We start from the raw sequence: 14,277 nt of genomic DNA, 5'->3' as shown, positions 1-14,277 counted from the left end.
GCGCCGGGGCAGGGCGCCGGCCGGGAAGTCGCGGGTAAAGTGGGGGTCGGTTGACCGGCATCCCGAGTGACCGACCCGACTCACGAGGAGTGCTGGTGCAGCACGGCGCCACGAGCAGTGCGATCCACGACGACGGCGTGCTGGCCCAGGCCGCGCGGCGGCGCTCGTTCGCGGTGATCAGCCACCCCGACGCTGGGAAGTCGACGCTCACCGAGGCGCTCGCGCTGCACGCCCACGCGATCACCGAGGCCGGCCACATCAACGGCAAGTCCGGCCGCCGGCACACCGTCTCGGACTGGATGGAGATGGAGCAGGCCCGCGGGATCTCGATCACCTCGGCCTCGCTGCAGTTCTCCTACCGCGACACGGTCATCAACCTGCTCGACACCCCCGGGCACGCAGACTTCTCCGAGGACACCTACAGGGTGCTGTCGGCCGTCGACGCCGCGGTCATGCTCGTCGATGCCGCCAAGGGCCTCGAGGCGCAGACCATGAAGCTGTTCGCGGTCTGCAAGCACCGCGGCATCCCGCTCATCACGGTGGTCAACAAGTGGGACCGCCCGGGCCTGGACGCGCTGGCGCTCATGGACGAGATCTCCGAGCGCACGGGGCTCACCCCCACCCCGCTCACGTGGCCCGTGGGGGTCGCGGGCGACTTCCGCGGCGTCGTCGACCGGGCGACGGGGGAGTACGTGCGGTTCACCCCGTCGGCCGGCGGCGCGCACATCGCCCCCCAGGAGACGCTCGACGCCGACGCCGCCGCCGCGCTCGAGGGCGATGTGTGGACCACTGCCGTCGAGGAGAGCGACCTGCTCGGCGCCTCGGGCGCCGACCACGACCTCGAGTCGTTCCTCGCGGGCGTCTCGACGCCGGTGCTGTTCGCGTCGGCGGTCCGCAACTTCGGGGTGCACGCGCTGCTCGACGTGCTCGTCGACCTCGCGCCGTCACCGAGCCCGCGGGCCGCGGTCGACGGCACGCTGCGGGCGATCGACGACCCGTTCAGCGCGTTCGTGTTCAAGATGCAGGCGGGCATGGACACCTCCCACCGGGACCGGCTCGCGTTCATCCGGGTCTGCTCGGGGCTGTTCGAGCGCGGCATGGTCGCGACGCTCGCGCGCACGGGCCGCCCGTTCGCGACGAAGTACGCCCAGCAGGCCTTCGGGCGCGAGCGCACGGTGATCGACTCGGCGTACCCGGGCGACGTCGTCGGGCTGGTCAACGGCTCGGACCTGCGGGTCGGGGACACGCTGTTCCTCGACAAGCCGGTCGAGTACCCGCCGCTGCCGACGTTCGCGCCCGAGCACTTCGCGGTCGTGCGCGCCAAGGACGCGGGCAAGTACAAGCAGTTCCGCAAGGGCATCGCCCAGCTCGAGGCCGAGGGCGTCGTGCAGGTGCTCCGCTCGGACCTGCGGGGCGACCAGGCACCCGTGCTCGCCGCGGTGGGTCCGATGCAGTTCGAGGTCGCCGAGCACCGGATGGCCACGGAGTTCAACTCGCCTGTGAGCCTCGAGCGGCTCAGCTACACGCTGGCGATGAAGACGACGCGCGAGTGGACCGCCGCGCTGAACGCCGAGCGCGGCGTCGAGGTGCTGCTGCGCGGCGACGGCGAGCTGCTCGCCCTGTTCGCCGACCGGTGGCGCGTGGCGTCCTCCCGGCGCAACCACCCGACCGTCGTGCTCGAGCCGCCTGTCGCTGCCTGACCTGCGGATCTGGCAAGATCGACGCCAGGGGGTACGACAGACATGCGCACAGCTGCACAGGGTCGGACGGCGTCATCGCGGTACACGGCACGGGGGCTTCGGGCCGCCGCCGCGGTCTCGGTCGGGGCGATGGTGCTCGCGGGGGTCGGCGCGTGCACGCCCGACACGCCGAGCCCGACGGGCGCGGCGCGCGCCCTGGCGGCGGGGATCACGACCCAGGACCTCGGGGACGTCGCCCTTGGCGGGGCGTCGGTCGCGGACGCGACCGTCCAGCTGACCGCGGCGTTCGCCGGCCTCGCGCCGCTCGCGCCGGCGATCGTCGTCGGCGAGCCGACCGTCGTCGAGGGCGACCCGGCCACGACCGCCACGGTCCCCCTCGCCTACACCTGGGACCTCGATGCGTCGGACGTGGACTGGACCTACACGACGACGGCGGCGCTCGAGCTCGTGGACGACGCCTGGCAGGTCCGGTGGACGCCGTTCCTGCTCGCGCCCGACCTGCTCGCCGGCGAGACCCTGAGCCTGCGCCGCACCAGCGCCGCGCGGGGGAACGTGCTCGGGGCCGGCGGGGCCGTGCTCGTCGAGCCTCGCCCCGTCCTTCGGCTCGGGATCGACAAGACCCGGGTCGACGCCGCGGGCCAGGGCGCTGGCGCCCGCGCCCTGGCCGCGGTGCTCGCCCTGGACCCCGAGGCCTACGCCGCCCGTGTCGCGGCCGCGGGGGAGAAGGCCTTCGTCGAGGCGCTGGTCGTGCGGACGGAGGAACCGGGCGTGGATCTCGCGGCCGCCGCCGCCGTCCCGGGCGCGATCCAGGTGCCCGACACGCTGCCGCTCGCCCCGAGCCGGCGCTTCGCGCGCCCCGTCCTCGGCGCGGCCGGCCCCGCGACCGCTGAGATCGTCGACGCGTCCGCCGGCGACGTCGTCGCGGGCGACCTCACCGGCCTGTCCGGGCTGCAGCGGCAGTACGACGAGCAGCTGCGCGGGCTCCCGGCGCTCACGGTGGTCGCGACCGCCGCGGACGGGGTGACGCAGCGGGACGTGTTCGCGACGCCCGCGTCGCCGGGCCAGCCCCTGCAGACGACCCTCGACCCGGGCGTGCAGGAGGCCGCCGAGGACGTGCTCGACCCGGTCGTCCCGGCGAGCGCGATCGTCGCGATCCGCCCCTCGACGGGCGAGGTGCTCGCGGCGGCGAGCGGACCCGGCAGCGCGGGGTACTCCACCGCGACCCTCGCGACGGCGGCGCCGGGTTCGGTGTTCAAGGTCGTGAGCTCGCTCGCGCTGCTGCGCACCGGCCTGACGCCCGAGTCGGCGGTCAGCTGCCCGACGAGCGTCGACGCCGACGGCCGGACGTTCGAGAACTTCCCGGGCTACCCGGCGGCGGCGAACGGCGAGATCACGCTGCAGACGGCGGTCGCGAACTCGTGCAACACCGCGTTCGTCGGCGCGCGCGACCTGGTCGCGCAGGGCGACCTCGCGGTGGCGGCGGGCTCGCTCGGCCTCGGCCAGGACGCCGACCTCGGCTACCCGGCGTTCCTCGGCACCGTGCCCGCCGAGGCGACCGGCACGGAGCACGCCGCGTCGATGATCGGCCAGGCGACGATCCAGGTCTCGCCGCTGGCGATGGCGACCGTCGCGGCGTCGATCGCGAGCGGCGCGACCGTCGTGCCGTGGCTCGTGGGCACGGAGGCGCCCGCCGGGACGGCGCCCGCCACCGCGCTGGGCGCCGACGAGGCGACCGCCCTGCGCACAATGATGCGCGCCGTCGTGACCGAGGGCGGGGCCGGGCTGTTGCTCGACGTGCCCGGTGCGGAGGTCCTCGCCAAGACCGGCACCGCGCAGTTCGGTGCGGACGACGAGCTGCGCAACCACGCGTGGATGATCGCGATCCAGGGCGACCTCGCCGTCGCGGTCTACGTCGAGGTCGGCGAGTACGGCTCCACGACCGCGGGCCCGCTGCTCGCGCAGTTCCTCACGCTCGTGAACGGCTGACGCGCGCCCAGCCGGGGCGGTTCACTCCCCGAACGGGCGGTGCGGGACCGGAGCCTTGTTGCTGACCGCCGTGATGATCTCGGCGGCGACGATCCTGAGCTTGACGTTCCGGTTCTGCGACGCGGTGCGCAGGATGGCGAACGCGACGTCGGCGTCGCTCCGGTTCTGCGCCATGATGATCCCGATCGCCTGGTCGATGACGGTGCGCGAGGTCAACGCCGTGCGCAGCTGGTCGGAGATCTCCGCGTGATGCGCGATCCGCGCGGCGAGGTTCAGGGCCCGCGACGCCTCGTCGGTGAAGCGTTGCGCCTCGGCCTGGGCGCGTGGGCCGAACGCTTGGGCGCTCCGCGAGTAGAGGTTCAGCGCGCCGTAGCACCGGGTTCCGCCGTCCAGCGGCAGCGACAACGACGAGCGCACGCCGAGGGCGAGGGCGTGCTCGCGGTACCCGTTGAACCGTTCCTCGTGCTCCATATCCTCGATGAGCACCAGCTTGCGCGCGCGCATCGCGGTGAGGCAGGGCCCGTCGTCGTACCCGTACTGGATCTCGTCGTACTGCGCCGCGCGCTCGTCGCTGCTCGCGACCGTGGCGGGGTGCCCGTCCCGGGCGACCGTGACGCCGGCCGAAATGCCGCCGCCGATCGAGGCGACCGCGAGCTCGATGAGTTGGCCGAGGAACTGCTCGACGCCCTCGGTCGACAGCAGCAGGTCCTGCAGCTCGCGCGCAGCGTCGTGGGGGTGGCCGTTGGACTGGCCGTCGCCGACGGCGGTCGTGCTGGAGTCAGGGGCCTGGCGGTACGCGGGCATGGCAACCGTTGATCCGAGGGCTCGAACCCGCGTTCAGCGAGCATCGGAGACGGCACGCCACTGCCTGACGCGCTCGAATGTTCCCCGACTTCTTCAGTGTCGCACGCGCGGTCAATGCCCGCGCGTGCGCTCACTAGGCCGCCCGCACCCGACCGCCCTCACTCGACCACCAATCACTCGACCGCCAGGGCGGCGACGGGGGAGGTGCGCGCCGCGGCCCGTCCGGGCAGGATCGACGCGAGCAGGCCGGCCGCGAGCGAGACGAGCACGACCAGCGCGAGGTCGCGCCACGGAACCTCGAGCTTGACGGTGCCGATCGGGGCGAGCGTCGCGCCCGCCCCGGCCCAGCCGTACAGCGTGCCGAGCACGGCCCCGAGCACCGCGCCGACCCCCGCGATGAGCATGCCCTCGATCGCGAGCGTCAGCCGGAGCTGGCGGCGGGTCAGCCCGAGGGCCCGCAGCGTCGCCGACTCCCGGCGGCGCTCGAGCACCGACAGGGACAGCGTGTTGGCGACCCCGATGAGCGCGATCACGACCGCGACCGCGAGCAGCCCGACGACGACCGCGAGCAGCGTGTCGATGATCCGCTGGAACAGCGCGCGCTCGACCACGGCGCCGCTGACGTAGACCGACGTCTCGCTGAGGGAGTCCTCGATCGCGGGTACGACGGTGCTTGCGTCGTCCACGTCGGACAGGCGCGCCCACACCTCGGCCCCCGCGGCGTCGGCTCGGGTCGCGCCGGCGGCCGCGGTCGTCAGCCGCGCCGCGACCTCGGGCGTCATGAGCAGCCCCTCGGGCAGGTCCGTGACGACGGCGGTGACCTCGAGCGGGACGGCGCCCGGCAGGGGCGCGTCGGCCCCGTCGTCGGCCAGAGCGATCGCGGTCATCGTGACGACGTCGCCGTCGGTGATGCCGAGGCTCGCGGCCGTCTGTGCGGAGATGCTCACGCTCGAGGAGGTCAGGCCGGCGAGCATCGAGGTGGCCCGGATCACGGTCGACGCTGCGGTCGGTGCGATGACCCGTGCGATCGCGTAGCCGCCCGGATCGCCGCCCGCGAAATCGTCGCCCGCGGGCGTGCTCACCGTCACCGTGAGGGTCGGCACGGTGACCGTGTCGGCGATGCCCGGGACGGCTCCGACGGCTCGCGCGATCGGGCCGGCGGCGTTCTCGCTGCTGACGATCACGTCGACCGGGTACTGGTCGTCGAGCGCGCCGTTCATCGTCGACCGCGCGCTCGCCGCGCCGGTGCTCATCATCGTCACGAGCGTCACCCCGATCAGCAGCGCGGTGCTGGTCGCCGCCGTGCGGCGCGGGTTGCGGACGGTGTTGGCGGCGGCGAGCCTCGCTGCGGTGCCGGTGGGAGCGAGCAGGTGACCCGCGGCCCCCACGACCGTCGGGACCCAGAACACCGAGCCGATCAGGACGCCGGTGAACGAGAGCGCGCCACCCACGATCCCCAGCGCGAGGGCGAGAAGCACGTCGATGCGCGTCCCGAGGGCCACCGCTGCGACGAGGGCGATCGTGCCCGCGACCGTCAGGAGCGCCGCCGCCACGAGGCGCGGGCGACTGTGCCGCTCGGTCAGCACCGGGGCCTCGGCGGGACGGAGCGCCGCCAACGGCGCGACCTGGGTCGCGGCGCGCGCCGGTGCGAGGGAGGCCAGCACCGTCACGAGGGTGCCGATGACGAGCGGCGCGAGGACGACCGCCGGGGTGATCGAGATCGTGCTCGGGAGCGGCACGTCGAGGTTCGCGTTGCCGAGGATGGTCAGCGCGAGCTGCGCGAGCCCGACCCCGAGCGCGAGGCCGAGCGCGGAGGACGCGCCGCCGAGCAGGCCCGCCTCGATGAGCACCGACCGGCGCAGCTGGCGCTTGTCGGCGCCCACGCAGCGCAGCAGCGCGAGGGTCCGCGTGCGCTGCGCGATCAGCACCTGGAACGTGTTGGCGATGACCAGCGCGGCGACGAGCATCGCGATGGCCGCGAAGCCGAGCACGATCGCGGTGAAGACGTCGGACCCGTTGGTGAGCTCGGTCGTGATGACCTTGGCCTGCTCGTCCTTCGTGCGGACGGCCGAGCCCGGGGGCGCCTCGGCCGCGAGGGACGCCTGCACGGCTGGCACGTCCGTGCCCGCGGCGACGGCGACGACGGCGCGTGCGTAGGTGACGGGCGCGTCGCCGGCGTCCTGCGCGGCCCAGCGTTCGGCGTCGGCGGTCGAGGCGATCGCGGCGCCGCCGCTCGTGGCGAACGCACCCGAGGGGTCGTCGAGCAGCCCGACGACGGTCAGGTCCTCGCTCGGCCCCCGATCGACGGTCAGCGTGTCGCCGACCCCGACCCCGAGGCGCTCGGCCATCGCGCCGGGCAGGGCGACCTCGCCGGCTGCGGCGGGCAGCTCTCCTGCGACGACGGTCTGCGCCTCGAGGCGAGCGTCGGACGCGACGGCGGAGACCTGGGTCTGGGCGCGCTGGGTGCCGGCGACGAGCTCGATCCAGACCGGGCTGTACCCGTCGGCCGCGGCGACGCCGGGCGTGGCGCGCACTGCCGCGAGGTCGGCCTGGCTCAGCCACCCATCGGCGGCCCCCGCCGCCCCGTCCGTCCCGGACATCGCCGCCGGGGCGATGACGACGAGGTCGGCGTCCGCGTACGACGCGGAGACGGCGTCGTAGCTCGTGCGCGCGATGACCGAGCTCGCGATGAGGGTCGCCGCCACGAACGCGGTGCCCAGGACGATGGCCAGCGCGGCGGCCGCCAGGCGGGGCAGGCTGCGGCGCATCTGGGCGAGCGTGAGGCGCAGCATCAGGAGGCCACCGGCCCGTCGAGGGTGCGCAGCGCGTCGAGGCCAGCGAGCACGGACTCGGGAGTGGGGTCGGCGATCTCGCCCGCGACGCGGCCGTCGGCGAGGAGGACGACGCGGTCGGCGTACGCGGCCGCGGTCGGGTCGTGGGTGACCATGATGACGGTGCGGCCGAGCTCGCGCACCGAGCGGCGCAGGAAGCTCAGCACCTCGGCGCCCGAGCGCGAGTCGAGGTTGCCCGTGGGCTCGTCCGCGAACACGACGTCCGGCTTCGCGATGAGCGCGCGCGCGATCGCGACCCGCTGCTGCTGCCCGCCCGAGAGCTCGGCCGGGCGGTGCGTGAGGCGCTCGGTGAGGCCGAGCGTGGTGACGAGGGTGTCGAACCACGCGCGGTCGAGCGGGGCGCCCGCGAGCTCGAGCGGCAGGGTGATGTTCTGGGTCGCGGTGAACATCGGCAACAGGTTGAACGACTGGAAGACGAAGCCGACGCGGTCACGCCGCAGCCGGGTGAGGTCGCCGTCGTCGAGCCCCGTGATCTCGGTCGCGCCCAGGAAGGCCTGCCCGGACGACGCGCTGTCGAGCCCCGCGAGCAGGTGCATCAGCGTGGACTTGCCGGAGCCCGAGGGGCCCATGATCGCGGTGAACGCGCCGGCCGCGAAGTCGACGTCGACGGCGTCGAGCGCCGTCACGGCCGCCGCGCCGGTGCCGTAGACCTTGGCCAGGCCGCGGGCGCGCGCGGCGACCGCCGCCGGCGGGCGAGGGCCAGCGCCGCGGCTGAGCGAACCGGCGGGTTGGAAGACGGTGGTGTCCACGACACACTCCTGAGCTCGACGAGGGGAACGCTCTCGACGCTAGGGACCGGGCCGGGGGTGCCGCATCGCCCGCAGGGCCCCCCGCGGGTCCCCCCACGGTCGGACCCGCGCCCGCTCGCCCTCGACCCAGTGGTTGCTGGGCGACCCGGTCAGCTGCCCGGGCGGACGAGTCCCGTCTCGTAGGCCAGCACGACGGCCTGGACCCGGTCCCGGACGGCGAGCTTGGCCAGGACGCGGCCGACGTGCGTCTTCACGGTCGCCTCTGCGACGAACAGGTCGTGGCCGATCTCGGTGTTCGAGCGCCCGTGGGCCATCAGCACGAGCACCTCCCGTTCGCGGTCGGTGAGTTGGTCGAGCGCGCGCTGGGCGGGGCTCGGCCCGCCGCCGGCGGGAGCGGCGGGCGGCAGCGCCGTGACGAGGTGCTCGAGCAGGCGGCGGGTGCTCGACGGCGCGATGACCGCGTCGCCCGCGTGCACGGTCCGGATCGCCGCGAGCATCTCCTCGGGCAGCGCGTCCTTGAGCAGGAAGCCGCTCGCGCCCGCCCGGATCGCGGCGAGCACGTACTCGTCGAGGTCGAAGGTCGTCAGCACGATGATGCGCGGCACGCTCAGGCCGCTCGCGGCGGCCTCGGTGAGGCGCGCGGTGGCCGCGAGGCCGTCGAGGCGCGGCATCCGCACGTCCATGAGGACGACGTCGACGGCCTCGCCCGACGCCGCGCCGCGCGTGAGCAGCCGGACGGCCTCCTCGCCGTCGCCCGCCTCGGCCACGACGCGCAGGTCCGGCTGGGAGTCGATGACCATCCGGAACCCGGCACGCACGAGCTGTTGGTCGTCGACGAGCGCGACCCGGATCGGGGCCGCCCCAGCGGTGCGGGTCGTCGGCTCGTCAGCGGGCGGGTGCGTCACGGTGGTCCTCGGGGTTCGGGTTCGGGTGCGGGTTCGGCACAGGTTGGGCGACGGCGGGGATCGGCAGCTCGGCGCGGACGCGGTAGCCGCCGCCGGGGCGGGGTCCGGCCGCGACGGTGCCGCCGAACATCGCCGCGCGCTCGTGCATGCCAGTCAGGCCCTGCCCGCGGCCGTCCGACACGACGAGCGAGGCGGCGCCGCGGCCGTCGTCGGAGACCTCGAGGACGAGCGCCGCCGGGAGCCAGCGCAGCACGACGGTCACGGCCGGGTCAGGCCCCGCGTGCTTGAGCACGTTCGTGAGCGACTCCTGGCAGATGCGGTACGCGACGAGGCCGGCGCCGGGCGGCAGCGGCCGGGCGGCGCCCATGCGCACGAAGGACACCCGCAGGCCGCTCGTGCGCACCTGCTCGATGAGCTGCTCGAGGTCCTGGGCCTCGGGCTGGGGGAGGAGGCCCGCGGTGCCCGCGCCGTCGGCGTCGACCCGCAGGACCCCGAGCAGGCGGCGCATGTCGGCGAGCGCGGTGCGGCCCGTCTCGGCGATGGTGCCGAGCGCGCGCGCCGCGGCGGCGGGGTCGACCTCGGCGGCGTACCGGCCGCCGTCGGCCTGGGCGATGATCACCGACAGCGAGTGCGCGACGATGTCGTGCATCTCCCGGGCGATCCGCGCCCGCTCGGCCGACGTCGCGAGCTGGGTCTGCTGGTCGCGCTCGACCTCGAGCCGCTCGGCCCGGTCGCGCAGCGCGCCGAGGGTCTCGCGCCGCGACCGCCGGACGAGGCCGAAGGCCCACACCGCGAGCGCGGTGATGGAGGCGAACAGCCAGAAGGCGACGGCGCTCAGCGCGTCCATGCCGTGCTGGGTGCCGAGGGAGATGCCGAGCAGGACGGACCCGGCGAGCGCGCCGGCGATCGCGGCGCGCAGCGCCCACCGCGGCGCGTGCACCGCCGCGGAGTAGAGCGCGATGAGCACCGCGATGTCGGCCGGGAAGATCAGCGGGTCCCCTGCGAGCACGTGCAGCAGGCCGGCGGTGTAGACCGCGACGACGGACGCGACCGGGCGGGTGCGCCGCCACGCGAGGGGCGTGATGAGCACCACGGACCAGATCGACTGCCGGCCCAGCGACGCGCCCGTGAACGAGACGGCGGTCGGGACGCTGACGAGCAGCAGGAAGGCGGTCCCGACGAGGTCGAACGCGAACGCGCGTGCCACGAGCCAGCGGTTCGTCCGATCCCACCAGCCCATGGCACCAGCCTAGGCACTGCGGAACCCCGCTCGCGTCGGCCCCTGGGCGGAGCCCGGCGCGCGCGGGGGTCAGGCCAGGGGACCAGCGCGGCTCGTCAGGAGGAGACGTCGGCCGTCGTGAACCGGCTCCACGCGAGGGCTCCGAAGATCGCGACCCACGCGGCCTGCACGGCCAGGCCCTGCCCGAGCACGCCCCAGCCGATCTCGACCCGCAGGAACTCCGCGAAGTCGAGCCAGTGGTGGGTGAGCAGCCCGCCGTGGATGGCGGCCAGCTGGGGGAGGGTGTCGAGCACGGCGGACACGATCGCGAGGATCACGGTCGCCGCCATCGCCCCGACCGGGACCTCGGTCAGGGTCGAGAAGAACAGCCCGACCGCGACGAGCCCCGTCAGTGACAGCGCGACGTAGCCCGCGACGCCCGCGACCCGGAGCATGCCGTCCGCGAGCGGCACGGTCGACCCCGACAGCAGCGTGACGTCCGTCAGCCCGAACAGGGCCGCGCCGGTCACGAGGGCGACGCCCGCGATCGCGAGCACGGCCGCCGCGACGAAGGCCATGGTGGCCAGCGCCTTGACCCCGAGCAGGCGCGTGCGGGAGACGGGCACCGTCAGGAGGTAGCGCAGCGTGCCCGCCGCGGCCTCGCCCGCGATCGCCTCTCCGGAGGCGATGCCGATCGTCAGCGGCAGCAGGAAGGGCAGGCACATGAACAGCGCGGCGACCACGAGGAAGAGGCCGTTGCCGGTCACCCGGCTGACGAACCCGGGGCCCTGCCCCGACAGCGCGGAGTCCTGGGTCACGAAGAGCACGACGCCGAGCAGCAGCGGAACGGTGGCCAGACCGCAGAGCAGGGCGATGTTGCGGCGGCGGCCGAAGACGAGGCGCAGCTCGCTGCGCACGAGCCGGCCCCAGGCGCCGCGGCTGGTCGCCGGCGCGGGGGGCGGCGCGGCCGCGGGCCGGGAGACGACCGAGGCGGTGTCAGCGGGCGACATCGAAGCCCTCCCCGGTGAGCTCGACGAAGAGCTCCTCGAGGCTTGGCCGCCGGACCTCGAGCCCGACGAGGTCGAGGCCGGCGTGCACCAGCGCGGCCGCGACCCGCTCGGGCGCGAGCCCGCCGAGCGGCGCGCCGAGCGTGGGGCCGTCCGCCGTGACCGGGTCCAGGCCGAGCCCGGCGAGCACGCCGCGCGCGGCGGCGACCTGCCCGGCCGCGGTCGTGACGAGCACGCGCGCCGCGCCCCGATCGATGAGCGTGGCGCGCTCGCCCTGCGCGAGCAGCCGGCCCCGCCCCATGATCCCCAGGTGGGTGCAGACCTGGTCGATCTCGGTGAGCAGGTGCGAGGAGACGAGCACGGTCGTCCCGGCGTCGGCGAGCTCGCGGATCAGGAGGCGGACCTCCCGGGTGCCCTGCGGGTCGAGCCCGTTCGTCGGTTCGTCGAGGACGAGCAGCTCGCGCGGGCGCAACAGCGCCGCGGCGAGCCCCAGGCGCTGCTTCATCCCGAGCGAGTACTGGCGGTAGGCCTTCGTCGCCGCGGCCGTGAGCCCGACGCGCTCGAGCGCGGCGTCGCTGCGCCGGCGCGCCGTGCGCGGGTCCGCCGTGGCGTCGCTCGCGTCGAGCCGCGCGAGGTTCGCGCGCGCGCTCAGGTACGGGTGGAAGGCCGGCCCCTCCACGAGCGCGCCGACGCGGCCCAGCACGGCGCCCGCGGCGTCGGGCATCGGCTCGCCGAGCAGCCACGCCCGCCCGCTGGTCGGGCGCACCAGGCCGAGGAGCATGCGGATCGTCGTCGTCTTGCCGGAGCCGTTCGGGCCGAGGAAACCGTAGACGGCGCCGCGCGGCACGCTCAGGTCGATCCCGTCGACGGCCCGTTGCCCCGACCGGAACTGCTTGGTCAGCCCCTCGGTGCGCACCGCCAGCGCGGTCACGGCTGCCGGCTCGCCGGCGGGGCCGGGCGCGCCGGTCGTGCCGGCCGGCCCGACGAGCTCAGTCACCGCGGCCTCGACCGCCGAGCGCGTCACGCGAGCGCGCGCAGCGTCTCGGCGGGCACCGCCCCGACGAGCACGCGCCCGTCGTCGGTGATCAGGATGCTGAGCAGCGTCGAGCTGAGCAGCCGTCCCTCGGGCACCGCGGTCGTGAGCTGGTCGTACAGGGCGCTCGTGTCGAGGCTCATCCCGGCCGCGCCGGCGTCGTCGCTCGGCATGAACTCCCCGATCAGGCCCTGGGCGCTGTCGGAGCCGATGATGCGCTCGGCGCCGGGGACGGTCGCCGCCGCCGCGGGATCGCCCGCGATCAGCCCGGCGACGTCGAGGCCCGACCACTCGGTCACGCTCTCCCAGCCGGTGCCGGTGACCGAGACGCCTTCGGGCAGCTCCTCCGGTCCGGCGCCGTCGGTCAGTGCGAGCTCGCCGTCGGCGGGGAGCGGGACGACGACGTCCTTGACGCTCGCACCCGCGGGGGCCGAGAACGCCAGCACGGCGTCGTCCGGCGTCGCGAACGAGACGTCGGTGAAGCCGATCTCGAGCGCGGGCGCGGACGCGTCCGCGGAGCTCCAGACCTGCACGCGCAGCGGGGCCGACGTCGCGGCGTCGACCGCGATCACGACGCGGCCGACGAGCGTCGCGCTGGAGTCGGGCGTGACGATCAGCTGGTAGGCGCCGCGGCCGGCGACCGTCGTCGGCGCGCCCACGGTGACCGTAGAGAACTCCCCGGCGCGCTCGAGCACCGTCTGGGCGGCCTCGTCCGGCGTCGGCAGGTCGCCCGGGTGGCCGGGCAGCGTGCCCGCCTGCGCGTCGGCGGCGAGCGACCCGACGCGGGCCTCGTCGGCGGCGCTGAGGGCGTAGTGCACGACCTCGTCCTTCGCGCTCGAATACGTCCACGCCTGCGTGCCGTCCTGCACCGCCGAGTACTCGGACGTCGGGCCGAGCAGCGACACGCGCGACCGGTCGGTGCCGTCCGTCCACACGCGCAGCGTCGAGCTGCCGCCGAGCAGGGCGAGCGGGTCGGCGCCGGTCATCTCGGTGATCGGCAGCTCGGGCAGGCCCAGCCGGGCGGTGTAGACGACGGTCCCGGACAGCGGCGTGGGCTCGGCGGCGGCGACGGCGGCCACGATCTGCTGCGCCGTGCGCTCGGGGAGGTCGGCGCCGTCGGCGGAGGCGAACAGCGGCGGCGCGACGAACGCCGCGGCGACGGCGACTCCGACGACCCCCGGGACGGCCCACGCCGCGCGCGGGGAACGGCGTCGGCGGGTCGAGGGCACGGCCGGCGCGGCGGCGGGGGAGGGCGACGGGGTCTGGGAGCTCATGCGCCCACTGTGCGCCACCGGTGCTGTGAGCACGCTGAGAGCCGGGGGCGCGCGGCGGTGCCCGTGCGCGCGGACCGGGTGCCATGCTGCGCGTATGCGGATCCTGGTGGTCGACGACGAGCGCACCCTCGTGCGCGCGCTGGCGCGCGGCCTGACGGCGGAGGGCTTCGCCGTCGACGTCGCGTACGACGGCGAGCGTGGCCTCGAGCTCGCGACCGACACCGACTACGACGCGATCGTCCTCGACGTGATGCTCCCTCGCCGCAACGGGTACGACGTCGTGACGGCCCTGCGCGCCCTCGACGTCTGGACGCCGGTGCTGCTGCTGAGCGCCAAGGATGGCGAGCACGACGTCGCCGACGGGCTCGACGTCGGCGCCGACGACTACCTGACCAAGCCCTTCTCGTTCGTCGTGCTCGTCGCCCGGCTGCGCGCGCTCGTGCGGCGGCCCGCGCAGGCGCGCCCGGCCGTCCTCGCGGTCGGCTCGCTCGTGCTCGACCCGGCGGCGCGCTCGGTGACCCGGGCGGGCGCCCCGGTCGAGCTCACGGCGCGCGAGCTCGCGCTGCTCGAGTACCTGATGCGGCACGCCGACCGGGTCGTGGGCAAGGTGGAGCTGCGCGACCACGTGTGGGACGGCGCGGGCGAGGACGTCAACGTCGTCGAGGTGTACGTCGGCTACCTGCGCCGCAAGCTCGGCCACGGCGCCGTGGCCACGATCCGCGGCGCGGGCTACCGCGCGGCGGGGTGA

Annotated in this window: 11 protein-coding genes; 3 read left to right on the top strand and 8 right to left on the bottom strand. The window is 75.2% G+C overall.

What is annotated here, in order from left to right:
• Positions 1-95: 95 nt before the first annotated feature.
• Both J4E96_RS11000 and J4E96_RS10995 read left to right on the top strand, forming a co-directional pair.
• Entirely contained in the window at positions 96-1,700 is a 1,605-nt protein-coding gene (locus J4E96_RS11000; protein ID WP_227422151.1) for a peptide chain release factor 3, read from the top strand.
• Positions 1,701-1,742: 42 nt separating this feature from the next.
• Entirely contained in the window at positions 1,743-3,686 is a 1,944-nt protein-coding gene (locus tag J4E96_RS10995; protein WP_227422150.1) for a penicillin-binding transpeptidase domain-containing protein, read from the top strand.
• A gap of 21 nt (positions 3,687-3,707) precedes the next feature.
• Here the strand turns inward: J4E96_RS10995 and J4E96_RS10990 are convergent, their stop codons facing one another.
• From J4E96_RS10990 to J4E96_RS10955, 8 genes are all read right to left on the bottom strand, one after another.
• The gene (locus J4E96_RS10990; protein WP_227422149.1) at positions 3,708-4,490 is read right to left on the bottom strand and encodes a GAF and ANTAR domain-containing protein; all 783 of its coding nucleotides are present in this window, start codon (positions 4,488-4,490) and stop codon (positions 3,708-3,710) included.
• Positions 4,491-4,663: 173 nt separating this feature from the next.
• Complete coding sequence (locus J4E96_RS10985) at positions 4,664-7,282, bottom strand: ABC transporter permease (RefSeq protein WP_227422148.1); 2,619 nt, start codon at positions 7,280-7,282, stop codon at positions 4,664-4,666.
• Positions 7,282-8,091, bottom strand: coding sequence for an ABC transporter ATP-binding protein (locus J4E96_RS10980; protein ID WP_406619756.1), 810 nt, complete (start codon positions 8,089-8,091; stop codon positions 7,282-7,284). Before J4E96_RS10980 ends, J4E96_RS10985 begins: the two co-directional genes overlap by 1 nt.
• 149 nt (positions 8,092-8,240) lie before the next feature.
• Positions 8,241-8,996, bottom strand: a complete 756-nt coding sequence (locus J4E96_RS10975; RefSeq protein WP_227422147.1) for a response regulator — start codon at positions 8,994-8,996, stop codon at positions 8,241-8,243.
• Complete coding sequence (locus tag J4E96_RS10970; RefSeq protein ID WP_227422146.1) at positions 8,977-10,236, bottom strand: sensor histidine kinase; 1,260 nt, start codon at positions 10,234-10,236, stop codon at positions 8,977-8,979. The genes J4E96_RS10975 and J4E96_RS10970 overlap by 20 nt, the downstream gene beginning before the upstream one ends.
• 95 nt (positions 10,237-10,331) lie before the next feature.
• Positions 10,332-11,225, bottom strand: coding sequence for an ABC transporter permease (locus J4E96_RS10965; RefSeq protein ID WP_227422145.1), 894 nt, complete (start codon positions 11,223-11,225; stop codon positions 10,332-10,334).
• Positions 11,212-12,153: an ABC transporter ATP-binding protein gene (locus tag J4E96_RS10960; protein ID WP_227425735.1), complete on the bottom strand. Its 942-nt coding sequence runs from the start codon at positions 12,151-12,153 to the stop codon at positions 11,212-11,214. Before J4E96_RS10960 ends, J4E96_RS10965 begins: the two co-directional genes overlap by 14 nt.
• Before the next feature lie 89 nt (positions 12,154-12,242).
• A complete protein-coding gene (locus J4E96_RS10955) occupies positions 12,243-13,529 on the bottom strand; it encodes a LolA family protein (RefSeq protein ID WP_227422144.1) in 1,287 nt (428 codons plus the stop codon).
• Positions 13,530-13,623: 94 nt separating this feature from the next.
• Here J4E96_RS10955 and J4E96_RS10950 point away from each other — a divergent pair, with 94 nt between their 5' ends.
• Positions 13,624-14,277 carry a response regulator transcription factor gene (locus J4E96_RS10950; RefSeq protein WP_227422143.1) on the top strand — a complete coding sequence of 218 codons (654 nt, stop codon included), beginning with the start codon at positions 13,624-13,626 and terminating at the stop codon, positions 14,275-14,277.

Source organism: Pengzhenrongella sicca (assembly GCF_017569225.1).
Lineage (GTDB): Bacteria > Actinomycetota > Actinomycetes > Actinomycetales > Cellulomonadaceae > Pengzhenrongella > Pengzhenrongella sicca.
The sequence above is the reverse complement of the archived record's forward strand: the minus strand, read 5'-3'. Positions and strand labels throughout refer to the sequence as shown.